Here is a 15,761-nt window from a genome sequence, read left to right as displayed (position 1 = left end):
CAGCCCGCGGCGCAGCCCGCGTCCCCGTCGGAGGCGACCGCCGCGCCGGCCCCGGCCACCGAGCCGCGCACCCCGCGCCGGCGTCGTCGTACGCGTGCCGGAGCCGGGTCCTCGGAAGCTGCCGCGACCGCGGTCGCCGCGTCCGGGAGCACGGACGTCGAGACCCCCGAGCCCGTTGCCGCACCGGCCCCCGAGCCGGTCGCGGCCACGGACGCGGAGGCGGCGCCGCGCCGCCGTCGCACCCGCCGCACGGCGGAGGTCGCGCAGCCCGAGGCCGCCGTCGTCGAGGAGGCCCCTGCGGCCGAGCCGGCCACGGTGACCGAGGTGACCGAGGCGGCGGAAACCGCCGAAGGCGCCGAAGCCGTCGTGACCAAGCCGCGCCGCCGCACCCGCAAGGCCGCCGCCACCGCCGAAACCGCGGTGGACACGGCCGGAGGGACGGCTGTCGAGGTACCGGAGCCCGCCGCGGCCGCGGAGGCCGCCGAGACCAAGCCGCGCCGCCGGACCCGCAAGGCCGCCGAAGCCGCGGTGGAGGCGGTCGTGGACCCGGTCGAAGCCGTCGAGGCCAAGCCGCGCCGCACCCGCAAGACCGCCGCCAAGGCCACGGCCGCTCCCGGGACCGCCCTGGACACCGCCGAGGCCGTCGCGACCGTCGAGGCAAAGCCGCGCCGCCGGACCCGCAAGACCGCCGCGGCCACCGAGGCCGCCGAGGTCACCGCCGTCGCCGAGGCCGGTATCCCCGCCCAGGCGACCGAGGAGCCCGACGTCAAGCCGCGGCGCCGCACCCGCAAGGCCGCCGAGACGGTACCCGCCGTCCCGGCCGTCCCGGCCGCCCCGTCGGAGGAAGCGCCCGTCGAGGAGGCCAAGCCGCGTCGGCGTACGCGCAAGGCCGCCCCCGCCGCCGAGACCGCGGTGGACACCGCCGAGGGTACGGCGGTCGAGGCACCGTCGGCCACGGCGGCCAAGCCGCGCCGCACCCGCAAGACGGCCGCCGCGCCCGCCGAGGGCGCGGAGAGTGCCGTGGACACGGCCGAGGCGACCGAGGCGAAGCCCCGCCGCCGCACCCGCAAGGTCGCGGTCGCCGAGGGCGACATCCCGGCCCAGGCGGCCACCGGGGCCGCGGCGGACACCGCCGAGACCCCGGCCAAACCACGCCGTACGCGCAAGACGGCCGCCAAGGCCACCGCACCCGACGCCGCCGCGGACACCGCAACGGACGCGGGGACCGCGGGGGCCGCCGAGGCCGCCCCCGCGGCCAAGCCGCGTCGGCGCACGCGCAAGACGGCCGCGCCCGCCGAGCCCACTGAGGGCTGAGGCTGCGCATCCGACGGCCCGGTCCCACTTCGGTGGGGCCGGGCCGTCGGCGTTCTCCGGCCCCGACCGGTCCGTGGCGTCCGATGCCACCGCCCGGTACGCCCGCCCGGTGTGCCCACCCGGTACGCGCGCCCGGTATGCCGTCCGTCGGGATCCCCGGATAGCCTCCTCCTCATGAGCAGGCCCGCCACCTTCGTCCCGCCCGCAGGGGCCCGCGCATACCGTCTCGGCACGGCGCGCGGGGAGTTCGCCGTGATCGACGCGGGCAGGCCCGTAAAGGGGACCGCGCTGCTGCTGCCCGGGTTCACCGGCAGCAAGGAGGACTTCATCTCGCTGCACGAGCCGCTGGCGGCGGCCGGGTACCGCACCGTCGCCGTGGACGGCCGCGGCCAGTTCGAGACACCGGGCCCGCGGGACGACGAGGCGCCCTATGCGCAGAGCGAGCTGGCGCGGGACGTGGGCGCCCAGATCGATGCGCTCGCGGACGGCGCCGGGGACCGTTTCCACCTGGTGGGCCATTCGTTCGGCGGCCAGGTCGCCCGGGCGGCCGTCCTGCTGGAGCCGGCCCGCTTCCGGTCGCTCACCCTGGTGTCCTCCGGGCCCGCCGAGATCTCCCCCGGCCAGCAGCAGCGGGTGAAGCTCCTGCGGGACGCGCTCGCCGTGATGGACATGGAGCGGGTGTGGCAGGCGATCCGGGCACTGGAGCCGCCGGAGGACGCCGAGGGCGAGCTGGACGCCGGCCTGGACGACCAGGAGGACCTGCGGCGGCGCTGGCTCGGCAACAGTCCGGCCCAGCTCATCGCCGCCGGACGGCAGCTGTGCGAGGAACCCGACCGTGTGCACGACCTGGCGGCCCTGGGGCTGCCCGTGCACGTCGTGTCGGGCGAGAGCGACGACACCTGGCCGGTGCCGCTCCTCGACGACATGGCCGCCCGGCTGGGGGCGCATCGCACGGTCGTCCACGGGGCGGAGCACTCGCCCAACGCCGACCGCCCGCTGGAGACGGCCCGGGCGCTCGCCGCGTTCTGGGACCGGGTGGAGCGGATGGAGCGGACGGACCGGGCAGGAGCGGGCTAGGCACGGACCGACCGGGCAGGAGCGGGCTGGGCGCGGACCGACCGGGCGGCGGCAGCCCGGTCGGGGCGGGCCGGGCGGGGCGGGCCGGGCGGGGCGGGCCGAGGACCGGCGAGAGGTGCGTCCGGGCTCAGTACTGGCCCTGCAGGTGCTCCCAGAACCCGTCCCGCAGCGCCCGTCGCAGATCGGCCTGGCCCCGCAGCGAGTACTGCAGCAGCCCCTCGGACTCCACCAGCAGTTCCTGGTCGACCGGTCCGGGCAGGTACGGGTGTCCGGGCAGCAGCTCCGCCAGCGACTCCCGTCCCCGCGAGGCCAGCCACTTCGCGGCGATCTGCGCCCCCACGAACCGCACGTCCTCCCGCGGGGGCCGGCCCGCCGCCGACGTGTCGTACGGGACGCCGGCGCGCCGGACCACGTACGGCTTGAAGAACTCCAGGTCGAAGGTGCGCTGGCTGTCGACCTCCCAGAGCAGCGGCTCGGCCTGGTTGCGGCCCTCCGGCGCCTCGATACCCCAGAGGTGGACCCGGGCCCCGTACCCCTGCGCCGCCTCTACCGCCGAGACCAGGTCCTCGTCGCCGCCGATGAGCGTCGCGTCGCTGATGGCGCGGTGCCGGGCCAGCGACTCCAGGTCGGAGCGGATCAGGGAGTCGACGCCCTTCTGCTGGTTGTTGGCGTTGAGGTTGCCCAGCCGCACCTTGACGTCGGGCAGCTCGGCGATGGACTGCTGCTCCGCCGTGTGGATGCGGCGCCGCGCCCCGTCGTACCAGTAGACGCGCAGCAGCCTGCTGTCCGCGAAGATCGTGCGCGCCCGGTCGATGAGCGCGTCGATGAGCCCCTCCGCGTCCAGTTCGAAGGCCCGGCGGTCCTCCGTCCCGGCGACGAGCCGGCCCGCGGCCGCGTAGAGGTATCCGGCGTCGACGAAGATCGCGTGCGTCGACGGCGTCTTCGCCACCTCGGCGAGCATGCGCTGGAGCAGCTCGTTCGTGCGGTCGACGCGCGCGCTCAGAGCGGCGAGGTCGTCAGGTGCCACGAAGTCTTCATTCATATGCGCCTCATTGTCACAGGACGTCACCGCTCGAATGCGGTTCGTTCCGATACTCGCAAGTAATTAGACGTTCGAAAGTTTTCTTTAGCGTAGGGAATGTTCGTCACAGACATCCCGTTGACTTCAGTGGGAACGCGGGACACACAGGACCCGCTCACCCACCTCACCAGTAGTTCTCCTCCAGGAGGATGACCAGACGAAGGGAGAAGCCCTTGCGCTTCGAAATCATGCGACTCGACGACGTCGACGGTACGCCCGTGGACAGCACCGTCGTGGACGCCGCCTCCGTCAACCGGATCGTGCAGCAGGCCGCCGCCATAGGGCAGCGCCTCTGGATCCGCCCGGCCGACACCTCGGCCTCATAACGGCAGTCGTTCGACAGCTTTCGCGACCCCCGTCCGGCACGGCGCCGGGCGGGGGTCGCGCGTTCAGCCGGCCCGGACTACCTGTGTGACGCCGTTGATGATCTGCTGCACGGCGATCGCGGAGAGCATCATGCCCGCGAGGCGCGTCACCAGTACGACGCCGCCGTCCTTGATGACGCGAATGATCAGCAGCGAGTACCGCATCACGGTCCACAGCACGACGTGGATGGCGACGATCGCCGCCCACACCGACACCTGGGTCGCCACGCTGTCGGCGTCCTGGACGGCCAGGATGACCGACACGATCGCGCCGGGGCCGGCCAGCAGCGGCATGCCCAGCGGTACGAGGGCGACGTTGACGTCCTTCGTCTGCTGGGGCTCGTCCGTCTTGCCGGTGAGCAGGTCCAGTGCGATGAGCAGGAGCAGCAGTCCGCCCGCGATCATCAGCGCGGGGACGGACACGTGCAGGTAGTTCAGGATCTGGTGCCCGAGCAGCCCGAAGACGGCGATGACGCCGCCGGCCACGCAGACGGCCTGGAGGGCCATCCGCCGCTGCACCTTGGCGGGGCGTCCGGACGTCAGCGCGAGGAAGATCGGGGTGATCCCCGGGGGGTCCATGATGACGAAGAGCGTGAGGAAGAGGGAGCCGAAGACGGCCAGGTCGAACATGAGCGGTTGCGCCTTGCGGAGTGGGGAGGGATGAGGGATGAGGAGTGGGGGCGGGTCGGGCTGCCGGGTGGGTGGGGGTCGGATCGTGGCTGGTCGCGCGGTTCCCCGCGCCCCTTCAGCCGGTTGCCGGGCCCCTGCCGGACGGCGCCGCAGCCGACGTCGGCCGACTGCGGGCAGCCGCCGCCGAACGGTGCGGCAGCCGGCTCCGGTGCGTCGCCGGCGGGGTACGGCGCCATGGCCGGGGCGGGTCGTCCGCGGCCGACGGCGGCGGGTGTTACTCGCCCGTGGGTCCGCCCGCGCCCGGGACGGGGAACGCGCCCGTCGCACGGCGGGTGATCTCGCCGTAGATCTCGGGGTCCGTCGTGTACTCGCCGAGCACACACGTCTTGCGGCTGCCGTGGTAGTCGCTGGAACCGGTCGTCAGCAGCCCGGACTCGCGCGCGAGTGCGCGCAGCCGGGTCCGGGTCTCCCCGTCGTGGTCCATGTGGTCGACCTCGATCCCGTCGAGACCGGCCGCGGCCAGCTCGGTGATCGCGGACTCCGAGACCGTCCGTCCCCGCTTGGCGGCGCCGGGATGCGCGAGGACGGTCACTCCGCCCGCGGCCTTGACCAGCCGGATCACCTCGAAGGGGTCCGACTCGTGCTTCTGGATGTGCGCCCGCCCGCCGTCGGCCAGCCACCGGCTCGTGAACGCGTCCGAGACGGTGGGTACGACGCCCAGCTCGACCAGCGCGGTCGCGATGTGCGGCCGGCCCACGGAGCCGCCGGCCGCGATCCGCTCCACCTGCTCCCAGGTGACGGGCACGTCCATCTCCCGCAGCCTGCGGACCATCGCCCGGGCCCGCGGCACCCGGTCGTCGCGTATGAGTTCACGCTCGCGGAGCAGGTCCGGCTCCTCGGGGTCGAAGAGGTACGCCAGCATGTGGAGGCCGATCCCGTCGAGGCGGCAGGACAGCTCGGCGCCGGTCACGAGCGTCAGTCCGTCGGGCACGGCCGCGACGGCCTCGGCGTATCCGCGGGTGGTGTCGTGGTCGGTCAGCGCGACGACGTCGAGACCGGCCGCGGCGGCGTTGCGCACCAGCTCGGCCGGGGTGTCCGTACCGTCGGAGGCCGTGGAGTGGCAGTGCAGATCGATGCGCACGACACGGACTCCAGACACGGGCGGGACGAAGGGAACCGCTCAAGGATAGCGGGACCGGAAACAGCTCCCGTCACACCCAGGGCGCGGGGTCGCCCCCTACAACCCTCCGCAAGCGGTCCTCCGGGAGAGCGGACCGCGGGCACGCCACCCGCGCCGCCCCGTGCCGGCCGGCCCGCCCCGCCGGTGGGCCTACGGCTCCAGGATCCGCGGGGACAGCGCCCCGCACGGCAGCAGGTCCACCTCCGCGCCGGCGTCCCGCAGGTCCGTCAGCACCAGTTCGTCGTACATGATCAGCCCCGACCGCTCGGGCCACACGACCGCCCACAGCCACAGCCCGCGCGCCTCGCCCGCGAAGACGGCCCGGTCGTCGGGCGCCCCGGAGACGTGCCAGAGAGGGGTCGGCCGGCCCGCGGCCAGCACCTTCGCCTCGGCGGGTTTCGCTATGTCCAGGTACGGGCCGGGGTCGGGCCCGTCGATGCCCGCGTAGCGCGCGCCGAGGCCCACGCCCAGCTCCTCGGCGACCAGCATCAGCTCCCCCATGCCGCCGAGCGGTCCGGGCCCCGAGCAGGCCACGGCCGTCGCACGGCCACCGCTGCGGTCGTCGCCGGCGAACGCCGCACCCGTGAAGAGCCAGCCGACGGGCAGGGGCCACGGCATCCACACCGGTACGCGCGCGCGGTGCACGACCACGCCGAGGGCCTCGACGCTGGGCGGGATCACGGGCTGCAGCGGGTGCACGACACCGTGCACGTCACACTGCCAGGAGTCGGCAAAGAGACCGGGAGCCCTGACCCGGCCACCACACTTCGGGCAACTGGGTTCGCCCCTCATAGGGCACAACGGTCCTCCCCGTCCTTCGTCGCGTCAAGGACGATCACCCGTCCGGCGCGCACCTCTCACCTGTCCGACCCCGCCCCGGCCGCTCCCCGGCCGTCTCCCGGCCCCGCCCCGACCGCCTCCCGGGCGCCCCCGGGGCATCGGCCGTCGCCTCCAGGGCGCCGGCCTCGGCGGCACCGGTCCGTTCCCGCCACCCCGGCCGCGCGCGTGTGACATTCCCAACTGATCTTCCGGTGGCGGCTGTTGGGGTCCGGTGCCATCGGCTCCGCCCGTCCGGCCGGTCCAGCGGGTCCGGTCAGTCCAGGGACACGGACTTGCGTACGGGGTCGCGCAGGTCCGTTCCGTTCGTGAGCCAGCGCTCCTGGAGGGCCCCCGCGCCGTGCACCCGCTTCCACGCGGCCTCGTTCGGCGTCATGGGGAGCAGCGGCAGGAACCGTACGGGATCCAGGGGCGCGTCGAGTTCGAGGTCCTCGACCAGGCCGCCCGGCTCGGCGACCAGGACGGAGGTGAAGGGCGCTCCGGGCCACAGCGGAGCACCCACGTCGAGCGAGGCGCCCGGAGCGACGACCAGGCCCTCGACCTGCGGGGACGCGGCCAGTACGGCGAGGGGGCGGAGCACCTTGTCGGTGTCGGCGGCACCGGCCCGCACCGAGAGGACCAACTCGGCGCGCGGGCCCGCGACCGGGTCGGCGACGACCGCCGTGGGGTCCGCCATCGGCTGGGCCGACATGCCGAGGGTGGCGTAGCGGACGATCCCCGTACCGGCCCCCACGCCCGTGCCCGTGCCGGTGTCCGCGTCGGCGAAGTCGGTGAAGCGGAGCACCTCGATGCGGTCGGTGCCGAGGAAGGTCACCGCGGCGCGGGCGTCCGGTTCGCCCAGCGCGGTGCGCAAACGGGCCTCCACCAGAGGAAGAACATCAGCCATGCGCCGAGCATAGAACTCGTCAGCAGCAGGCAAAGCGACGACTTGACACGTCAGTCGGCTGATACTCTTGGCCGCTGGCCGGGGCAGCACGCAGAAGCGTCGCTCTCGAGTCCCGGCCCACGTCTCGACGCATGAGACTCCCCTGCGGGGGATGGACCTCCCCNCCGGCCCACGTCTCGACGCATGAGACTCCCCTGCGGGGGATGGACCTCCCCCACGGGGGACCGGCCGGAGGAGGTGGGGCTCCATGGATCGAAGTCGACCAGGCAGTACCACCCGCTCTTCCGGCTGCTGAGGACCCCTCAGCTTTCCGAGCTCACGCTCTACTGGCTGCCACCTCTCGCGCTCGCGTCATGGCCGGTCCGGTGCACAACGGAAGAGCACTTCGTTTTTCCTGATCTGTCTGAATTTTTCTGATCTGTATCAGTAGCGAAGCCGCCACCGTGACGGTGCGGTGCTCCCCGCTTTGTGGACGTGCCAAACATCCGAGGTCAGGACGTCCCCATTCCGGGTGGTTCCATCCGTCGCCGGCGGGCTTCGTTCGCGAAGGAGCCACCCATGTCGATGATCCACAGCCTGCGTGCCGCCGTCCGCCCCTCGCTGCGCAAGGACGGCGGCGCGTACGACACCACCCGGGAGGCCGGGGCGAGTTCGGCCGTCGTGGACTGCGCGGTCTACCGCGACGGCGTCCGCCTCCCGTCCGACGACGGCCTCACGCCGCGTGCGGCGATCCGTCAGGCGCGGCGCGACGGAGGGTTCGCCTGGATCGGCCTGCACGAGCCCACCGAGGACGAATTCGCCGGTGTGGCCGCAGAGTTCGGGCTGCACCCGCTCGCCGTCGAGGACGCCGTCCACGCCCACCAGCGGCCCAAGCTGGAGCGGTACGACGACACCCTGTTCGCCGTCTTCAAGACGATCCACTACGTCGAGCACGACGAACTCACCGCCACCAGCGAGGTCGTGGAGAGCGGCGAGGTGATGTGCTTCACCGGACGGGACTTCTTCATCACCGTGCGGCACGGCGGGCAGGGCTCGCTGCGGGCGCTGCGGCACCGGCTGCAGGACGACCCGGAACTGCTCGCCAAGGGGCCGTCGGCCGTGCTGCACTCCATCGCCGACCACGTCGTGGACGGCTACATCGCGGTCGCGGACGCCATGCAGGACGACATCGACGACGTCGAGACCGAGGTGTTCTCCCCCGGCCCCCGGGGCGGGGTGTCGCGGGGTGTCGACTCGGCCCGGATCTACCAGCTCAAGCGTGAGGTGCTGGAGTTCAAGCGCGCGGTGTCGCCGCTGATGCGGCCCATGCAGCTGCTGAGCGAGCGGCCGATGCGGCTGATCGACCCCGACATCCAGAAGTACTTCCGCGATGTCGCCGACCACCTGGCCCGGGTGCAGGAGCAGGTCGTCGGCTTCGACGAACTGCTCAACTCGATCCTCCAGGCCAACCTCGCGCAGGCGTCCGTCGCGCAGAACGAGGACATGCGCAAGATCACGTCCTGGGCGGCGATCGTCGCCGTGCCGACGATGGTCTGCGGTGTGTACGGCATGAACTTCGAGCACATGCCGGAGCTGCACTGGCGGTACGGGTATCCCATGATCATGGGCATCACGGTGGTGCTCTGCCTGGGCATCCACCGGACGCTGAAGCGCAACGGCTGGCTCTGACGGCCGGGCTCCGGACGGTCCGGCCGGGCTCCGGACGGTCCAGCTCCGGACGGTCCGGCCCGGCTCCGGACGGTCCGGCTAGGCTGGCCCGCATGACGGATCAGGCCAGCCCTTCCACCCCCTCCGCGGCGCCGCTCCTGATGGACCGTGCCCTCGTCGAGGAGGCCACCAAGAAGTCCGGGCTCATCTGGGTGCGGGGAAGCGGTGTCCCGTCGCTGGACGCGCGCCCCGGGGAGCCGGCCAGGGCACTGTGGCACGTATGGCACGACGGGGCGGCGTGCCTGGTCGGGGACGGTCCCGGCGAGCAGCCGCTGCCCGGGCTCGTGGACGGCCACGAGGCGCTGGTGACGGTCCGCAGCAAGGACAAGGGCGGGCGGCTCGTCTCCTGGTCCGCGACGGTGGTGGAGCTGGCGCCGGGGTCCGACGCCTGGGACGTGGCGGTCGGCGAGCTGAAGGGGAAGCGGCTGAACGCGCCCGACGGCGAGGCCATGACGGAGCGGTGGGCCCGTGAGTGCCGGGTGGTCCGGCTGGAGCCGACGGGGGCGACCGCGCCGCTGCCCGACGGGTCGCTGGCCGCGGTGCCGGTGCCCACGCCGGCGACCACGCGGCAGCCGGTTCCGGCGGCGGTGCCGCGGCTGCTCCTCGGGCGCGGCCGGAAGCGCGGCGCCCGCCGCTGAGCGCTGTGCTCCGCGGGCCGGGCGGTTCGTCGGCTGCGGGTGCGTGGGGGCCGGTCGCGCGGTTCCCCGCGCCCCTGAGGACGGGGCTGCGCCCGCGCCTTCAGCCTCAGGACGACGGGAGTTGCTGGCCGTAGTCGACCGTCTCGTCCTTCTCCGGTTCCTGGAGGGGGAAGTCCCTGCCCCAGTCCGTGAGACGAAGCGTGCCCGCGTCCCCCGCGCGGACCAGGAGGAGCGGGTACGGCTTGCCCTCCAGGGCGATGTCGATCCGTCCGCCGACGCCCTTGTCACTGGTGAGGCGGATCGTCCGCACGCCGTTCAGCTTGTGGTGGCCGTCGGTGTCCAGCTCCCCCTGCAACGAGAGCAGTCCGTCCAGCAGGACGTCCTTGTCGGTGAAGACGCTCAGCTGCTGATAGGCGGGATCGCCCTTGGGTACCTTCACGTACATGTTCTCGAGCTTGCCCGCCGCCGTCGTGCCGGAGGTACTGCCGTCGCCCTCGCCGTCCTGGTGGGTCCAGAAGTCCGCGTCGGCCTTGATGAACAGGTGCTCGCCGACCCGCAGCAGCCGGAACGTCACCCCCTTCGAGGTGACCGACCCCGTGCCGCCGTCCTCCTTGAGCTGCATGTCGAGCCGGTAGGTGCGCTTGTTGCTGATCACGGCTCCGGACAGCCGTACCGTCGGAGCGGCCTCCGCGGCCGTCCGGGTCCTGGTCTGGATCTCGGCGGGGCGAAGCTTCCCGACCCCGTTGGTGCCCGCGTTCGGGTCCTTCTCGGCGGCGCACCCCGTCATCCCCGCCCCCGCCACGACGAGCGCGCACACGGCCCTCGCCAACGCGGCCTTACGGGTACGTCCCCGGCGAATCGCAGTCACAGGTGGCGCTGCCTCTCGTGCGGTGGTCCTCAACGGCGTACCGCAGCGTACCGGGGTCCGCCACACCACCGGAGCTCAGTCCCGGCAGACCGCTCACCAGGGCGTATCCGACCGGGACGGGCTAGCCTGAAGCCCGTCCGAGCGGGCATGCGGACTCAAACCGTACGTACCGGAGCCCGTACCCCGGACCGGGACCGCGGTCCGGGCCGGACCGGACACCGGACCGCACACAAGAAGCGAACCGAACCACACACCAGAAGGAGGCGCCGGGATGGCGGCAGGTGCCCCCAGGATCTTCGTCTCACACCTCTCCGGGATCGCCGTCTTCGACCCCAACGGCGACCAGGTGGGACGCGTGCGCGACCTGGTCGCCATCCTGCGCGTCGGCCGGCGGCCCCCCCGGCTGCTCGGCCTCGTCGTGGAACTGTCCACCCGGCGCCGCATCTTCCTGCCCATGACCCGGGTGACGGGCATCGAGTCGGGCCAGGTCATCACCACGGGCGTACTGAACGTCCGCCGTTTCGAGCAGCGCCCCACCGAGCGGCTCGTGCTCGGCGAACTCCTCGACCGGCGCGTCACGCTCGTCGGGAACGGGGAGCCGTCCGAGACGGTCACCGTCCTCGACGTCTCCATCCAGCAGCTGCCCGCTCGCCGCGACTGGGAGATCGACCGGGTGTTCGTGCGGAAGGGGAGGGCGGGCGGGGCGTTCCGGCGGGCCAAGGGGGAGACGCTCACCGTCGAGTGGTCGGCCGTCACCGGGTTCTCGCTGGAGGAGCACGGGCAGGGCGCCGAGAGCCTGCTCGCCACCTTCGAGCAGCTGCGCCCCGCCGACCTCGCGAACGTCCTGCACCACCTGTCCGCGAAGCGGCGCGCCGAGGTCGCGGCGGCCCTGGACGACGACCGGCTCGCCGACGTCCTGGAGGAGCTCCCGGAGGACGACCAGATCGAGATCCTCGGCAAGCTCAAGGAGGAGCGCGCCGCGGACGTCCTGGAGGCCATGGACCCCGACGACGCGGCCGACCTGCTGGGCGAGCTGCCGGAGGACGACAAGGAGCGGCTGCTGGCGCTGATGCGCCCGGACGACGCGGCGGACGTACGGCGGCTGATGGCGTACGAGGAGCGCACCGCGGGCGGTCTGATGACGACCGAGCCGATCGTGCTGCGTCCCGACGCGACGGTCGCGGACGCGCTCGCCCGGGTGCGCAACGCCGACCTCTCCCCCGCGCTGGCCGCCCAGGTGTACGTGTGCCGGCCGCCCGAGGAGACGCCGACCGGCAAGTACCTGGGCACGGTCCACTTCCAGCGGCTGCTGCGCGACCCGCCGTACACGCTCGTGGGCTCGATGATCGACGACGACCTGCGGCCGCTGGACCCGGAGGCCGTGCTGCCCGTCGTGGCCGGCTTCTTCGCGACGTACGACATGGTCGCGGCGCCCGTCGTCGACGAGAGCGGGTCGCTGCTCGGCGCGGTCACCGTGGACGACGTCCTCGACCACATGCTGCCCGAGGACTGGCGGGAGAAGGAGTTCCACCCGGACGGGGAGACCGCGGACCGGGACGCCGGGGACAGGGACATGGACACGGACATGGATACGGATACGGATACGGATACGGACAGGTACACCGTGGACGAGGAAGCCGTCGGGAACGGCACGGCGGGCGGCGCCGGGACCACCCCTGCCGAGAGGGCCACCGATGACTCCTGAGCGCGAGCGTGAGGCCCGTGAACGGGCCGTCGCCGGGGGCGGCGCCGGTCCCCGGCCGCGGCTGCGGCTCGACCAGCCGCAGCCGCCGCGGCGCCGTTTCCTGCCCGAGTACGACCCGGAGGCATTCGGCCGGCTCTCCGAGCGGATCGCGCGGTTCCTGGGCACGGGGCGGTTCATCGTCTGGATGACGTTCGTCATCATCATGTGGGTGGTGTGGAACGTGACCGCGCCGCGCGACCTGCGCTTCGACAACTACCCGTTCATCTTCCTGACCCTGATGCTCTCGCTCCAGGCCTCGTACGCCGCCCCGCTGATCCTCCTCGCGCAGAACCGGCAGGACGACCGCGACAAGGTCAACCTCGAACAGGACCGCAAGCAGAACGAGCGGTCCATAGCGGACACCGAGTACCTGACCCGGGAGGTCGCGGCGCTGCGCGCGGGACTCGGCGAGGTCGCCACCCGGGACTGGATCCGCTCCGAGCTGGAGGACCTGCTCAAGGAGCTGGAGTCCCGGCGTTCCGACGGGCCCGGTGACGACCGGGCCGTATTCCCGGCGGAACGCCCCCGGGGACGTGACGTAGACGACCGGTGACGGGCTTTCCCGCCCCCGGGGCGGGCGCCGTACCATCGACCCATGGCTACGGAAGACGCGGTGCGCGAAGCACTGGCGACGGTGAACGACCCCGAGATCCAACGGCCCATCACCGAGCTGGGGATGGTCAAATCGGTGGAGATCGGTGCGGACGGCGCGGTCGCGGTCGCGGTGTACCTGACCGTCTCCGGGTGCCCCATGCGCGACACCATCACGAAGAACGTGACCGAGGCGGTCTCGCGCGTCGAGGGCGTCACGCGTGTCGACGTCACGCTGGACGTGATGAGCGACGAGCAGCGCAAGGACCTGGCGTCCGCGCTGCGCGGCGGCCAGGCCGAGCGCGAGGTCCCCTTCGCCAAGCCGGGCTCGCTCACGCGCGTCTACGCGGTCGCCTCGGGCAAGGGCGGTGTGGGCAAGTCGTCCGTGACGGTCAACCTCGCGGCGGCGATGGCCGCGGACGGCCTCAAGGTCGGTGTCGTGGACGCCGACATCTACGGCCACTCGGTGCCGCGCATGCTCGGCGCCGACGGGCGCCCGACCCAGGTCGAGAACATGATCATGCCGCCGTCGGCGAACGGCGTGAAGGTCATCTCGATCGGCATGTTCACCCCGGGCAACGCGCCCGTCGTGTGGCGCGGCCCGATGCTCCACCGCGCCCTGCAGCAGTTCCTCGCGGACGTCTTCTGGGGTGACCTGGACGTGCTGCTCCTGGATCTGCCGCCGGGTACGGGCGACATCGCGATCTCGGTCGCGCAGCTCGTGCCGAACGCGGAGATCCTGGTCGTCACCACGCCGCAGCAGGCCGCCGCGGAGGTGGCCGAGCGGGCCGGGTCGATCGCCGTGCAGACCCATCAGAAGATCGTCGGTGTCGTCGAGAACATGGCGGGGCTGCCCTGCCCCCACTGCGGCGAGATGGTCGACGTCTTCGGTACGGGCGGCGGGCAGTCGGTCGCCGACGGGCTGACCCGTACGACCGGCGCCACCGTCCCGGTGCTCGGGTCCATCCCCATCGACGTCCGTCTGCGCGAGGGGGGCGACGAGGGCAGGCCGGTGGTCCTGACGGACCCCGAATCGCCCGCGGGGTCCGCGCTGCGCGCCATCGCCGGCAAGCTCGGCGGGCGTCAGCGGGGGCTGTCGGGGATGTCCCTGGGCATCACCCCGAGGAACAAGTTCTAGCCCCTCGGCGGGGCTCTGCCCGAGGTGGGCGGGCCGGTGCGGGTCCGTCGTGGCCGGTCGCGCAGTTCCCCGCGCCCCTGAAGGACGGGGCTGCGCCCCGGTCCTTCATCGGAGGGCGGCAGCCCTTGCTCTCAGGGGGCGCGGGGAATCACCGGACGGCAGCCGACAACCACCGGCCGGCGCCCCACCGCACGGCCCGCCGCCTAGGCGTACGTGCTGATGTCCTTGATCACGGCGAAAGCCACCCCGTACGCGCTCATCCCCCGCCCGTACGCCCCCACGTGCACCCCTTCCTGCGTCGAGCCCGCCAGGACCCAGCCGAACTCGGACTCCCGGTAGTGGAAGGGGGTCGGCACCCCGTCCACGGGCAGGGACAGCGTCGACCAGTCGGGGCCCGTCAGGTCGTCCGCCAGGACCCACGCCGTCTCGGTCTGCTGGTCCAGCCAGTCGTCACGCAGGGTGTGGTCCATCTGCCCCGGCCAGGTGAAGGACAGCAGACCCACTCCGGCGAGCCAGGCCGCGGAGGACACCGAGGTGGCCTCCATCATCCCCGTGCCGTCGGCGCTGCGCCGCACCGGATTGGCGGCGACGGTGACCACGACCGCGAACCGCTCCTTGTCCTCGGTGGACTCGCTGCGGACCGACGGCTCGTCGCCGTGTCCGACCGAACCGTGCTCGATGGCCCCGTCGGCCGCGGCCCCGACCTGCATCAGCCAGCGCGGTCCCGTGAACGCCTCGTCGAGGCCGTACCACGGGAAGGGCGCCAGCAGGTAGCCGTCGACCGTGCGCCGGGCAGAGGGGAGCTGCTGTCCGCCCTCCGCCGCCGGCGCCTGCGCGCCCACCCGACTTGTCGTCTCCATCTGCCCGGACGCCTCCTCGTTCTCGTCGGACCGGGTGGCCCGCCCCCCTTCGGGCGTTCTTCCGGTCCGCACAACAACTAGGCAGGATAGTCACAGCCCGGCGGCGGCCAGTGAAGCCGGTCGGCACATGGCGCACATACGTCCTGTCTCCGGCTCGTCCCGAGCGGGTGCGGGCCGGGCGGCGTAAGGGGGGACGGACGGCGTACGGCTGAAAGTGAAGCGTGTTCCGGACGGCGGGCGCGCCGCCCGTCGCGGGCCCTGCGGACCCGCTCGGGGCTCGGGCGACGACCCGCTCGGGGCTCAGGCGGCGACCCGCTGAGGGCTCAGGTCGCGTCCGCGTCGAAGGGCGGGCGCTCGTCCGGCGCGAGCTTCTCGCGCTTCTTCGTCAGGTCGACGGAGCCGCCCGTGGAGCCCGCGGCCGAGGAGGACGACGCCGGATCGGGGTCCCTGCCGTGCACGGCGTCCGTGACCTCGGCCATCTCCTTCTTCAGGTCGAAGCCGTTGCGGATCTCCTTGAGCCCCAGCTCGTCGTTGTCCAGCTGCTTGCGGATGAACGTCTTGGGGTTCAGGTCCTCGAACTCGAAGTCCTTGAACTCCGGACCCAGCTCCTCACGGATGTCCGCCTTGGCGCTCTCCGAGAAGTCACGGATCTTGCGAATGGTGCGCGTGACGTCCTGGATCATCTTCGGGAGCTTCTCCGGACCGAAGACGAGCACGGCGAGGACGATGATCGTCACCAGCTCGAGCGGTCCTATGTCATTGAACACCTTGCAGCTCCTTGCGATGTCCTCGGTGCTCGGCAGGTCATTCCGTGGTCCGGGCCGGATCCACGGTACCCGTCCATC

Annotated in this window: 15 protein-coding genes and 1 pseudogene; 8 read left to right on the top strand and 8 right to left on the bottom strand. The window is 72.8% G+C overall.

Annotated features, from left to right (window positions below):
* Positions 1-1,314, top strand: a pseudogene (locus tag KM933_RS31080) (DEAD/DEAH box helicase); the annotation flags it as partial.
* Positions 1,315-1,488: 174 nt separating this feature from the next.
* Positions 1,489-2,391, top strand: a complete 903-nt coding sequence (locus KM933_RS31075) for an alpha/beta fold hydrolase (RefSeq protein WP_221358379.1) — start codon at positions 1,489-1,491, stop codon at positions 2,389-2,391.
* A 127-nt stretch (positions 2,392-2,518) separates the two neighbouring features.
* Here KM933_RS31075 and KM933_RS31070 read toward each other — a convergent pair whose 3' ends face one another.
* The gene (locus KM933_RS31070) at positions 2,519-3,433 is read right to left on the bottom strand and encodes an NYN domain-containing protein (protein ID WP_221358378.1); all 915 of its coding nucleotides are present in this window, start codon (positions 3,431-3,433) and stop codon (positions 2,519-2,521) included.
* A gap of 212 nt (positions 3,434-3,645) precedes the next feature.
* On the opposite strand from KM933_RS31070, the gene KM933_RS31065 reads away from it, so the two are divergent.
* The gene (locus KM933_RS31065; protein ID WP_007384531.1) at positions 3,646-3,798 is read left to right on the top strand and encodes a hypothetical protein; all 153 of its coding nucleotides are present in this window, start codon (positions 3,646-3,648) and stop codon (positions 3,796-3,798) included.
* Between the two features lie 63 nt (positions 3,799-3,861).
* Here the strand turns inward: KM933_RS31065 and KM933_RS31060 are convergent, their stop codons facing one another.
* The 4 genes from KM933_RS31060 to KM933_RS31045 form a co-directional block, all read right to left on the bottom strand.
* Positions 3,862-4,467, bottom strand: coding sequence for a MarC family protein (locus KM933_RS31060; RefSeq protein WP_221358377.1), 606 nt, complete (start codon positions 4,465-4,467; stop codon positions 3,862-3,864).
* Positions 4,468-4,741: 274 nt separating this feature from the next.
* Positions 4,742-5,608, bottom strand: a complete 867-nt coding sequence (locus KM933_RS31055; RefSeq protein WP_221358376.1) for a PHP domain-containing protein — start codon at positions 5,606-5,608, stop codon at positions 4,742-4,744.
* Between the two features lie 189 nt (positions 5,609-5,797).
* Positions 5,798-6,439, bottom strand: a complete 642-nt coding sequence (locus tag KM933_RS31050) for a DUF6758 family protein (protein ID WP_221358375.1) — start codon at positions 6,437-6,439, stop codon at positions 5,798-5,800.
* Positions 6,440-6,740: 301 nt separating this feature from the next.
* Entirely contained in the window at positions 6,741-7,370 is a 630-nt protein-coding gene (locus tag KM933_RS31045) for a suppressor of fused domain protein (RefSeq protein ID WP_221358373.1), read from the bottom strand.
* A gap of 558 nt (positions 7,371-7,928) precedes the next feature.
* On the opposite strand from KM933_RS31045, the gene KM933_RS31040 reads away from it, so the two are divergent.
* Both KM933_RS31040 and KM933_RS31035 read left to right on the top strand, forming a co-directional pair.
* Positions 7,929-9,038 carry a magnesium and cobalt transport protein CorA gene (locus tag KM933_RS31040; RefSeq protein ID WP_221358371.1) on the top strand — a complete coding sequence of 370 codons (1,110 nt, stop codon included), beginning with the start codon at positions 7,929-7,931 and terminating at the stop codon, positions 9,036-9,038.
* 92 nt (positions 9,039-9,130) lie between these two features.
* Positions 9,131-9,715: a hypothetical protein gene (locus tag KM933_RS31035; RefSeq protein WP_221358369.1), complete on the top strand. Its 585-nt coding sequence runs from the start codon at positions 9,131-9,133 to the stop codon at positions 9,713-9,715.
* A 106-nt stretch (positions 9,716-9,821) separates the two neighbouring features.
* Here KM933_RS31035 and KM933_RS31030 read toward each other — a convergent pair whose 3' ends face one another.
* Positions 9,822-10,583, bottom strand: coding sequence for a hypothetical protein (locus tag KM933_RS31030; RefSeq protein ID WP_221358367.1), 762 nt, complete (start codon positions 10,581-10,583; stop codon positions 9,822-9,824).
* Positions 10,584-10,854: 271 nt separating this feature from the next.
* Here KM933_RS31030 and KM933_RS31025 point away from each other — a divergent pair, with 271 nt between their 5' ends.
* From KM933_RS31025 to KM933_RS31015, 3 genes are read left to right on the top strand one after another with little or no spacing between them, the layout of a single operon-like run.
* The gene (locus tag KM933_RS31025) at positions 10,855-12,288 is read left to right on the top strand and encodes a magnesium transporter MgtE N-terminal domain-containing protein (RefSeq protein WP_260334412.1); all 1,434 of its coding nucleotides are present in this window, start codon (positions 10,855-10,857) and stop codon (positions 12,286-12,288) included.
* Positions 12,278-12,880, top strand: coding sequence for a DUF1003 domain-containing protein (locus tag KM933_RS31020; protein ID WP_221358357.1), 603 nt, complete (start codon positions 12,278-12,280; stop codon positions 12,878-12,880). The genes KM933_RS31025 and KM933_RS31020 overlap by 11 nt, the downstream gene beginning before the upstream one ends.
* 42 nt (positions 12,881-12,922) lie before the next feature.
* Positions 12,923-14,056 carry an Mrp/NBP35 family ATP-binding protein gene (locus KM933_RS31015; protein ID WP_221358356.1) on the top strand — a complete coding sequence of 378 codons (1,134 nt, stop codon included), beginning with the start codon at positions 12,923-12,925 and terminating at the stop codon, positions 14,054-14,056.
* A 203-nt stretch (positions 14,057-14,259) separates the two neighbouring features.
* On the opposite strand, the gene KM933_RS31010 is transcribed toward KM933_RS31015, so the two are convergent.
* Both KM933_RS31010 and KM933_RS31005 read right to left on the bottom strand, forming a co-directional pair.
* Positions 14,260-14,916 carry a hypothetical protein gene (locus KM933_RS31010; RefSeq protein ID WP_221358354.1) on the bottom strand — a complete coding sequence of 219 codons (657 nt, stop codon included), beginning with the start codon at positions 14,914-14,916 and terminating at the stop codon, positions 14,260-14,262.
* A 323-nt stretch (positions 14,917-15,239) separates the two neighbouring features.
* Positions 15,240-15,683, bottom strand: coding sequence for a sec-independent translocase (locus KM933_RS31005; RefSeq protein ID WP_221358352.1), 444 nt, complete (start codon positions 15,681-15,683; stop codon positions 15,240-15,242).
* Positions 15,684-15,761 lie beyond the last annotated feature (78 nt).

Source organism: Streptomyces beigongshangae, from assembly GCF_019710745.1.
Lineage (GTDB): Bacteria > Actinomycetota > Actinomycetes > Streptomycetales > Streptomycetaceae > Streptomyces > Streptomyces beigongshangae.
The sequence above is the reverse complement of the archived record's forward strand: the minus strand, read 5'-3'. Positions and strand labels throughout refer to the sequence as shown.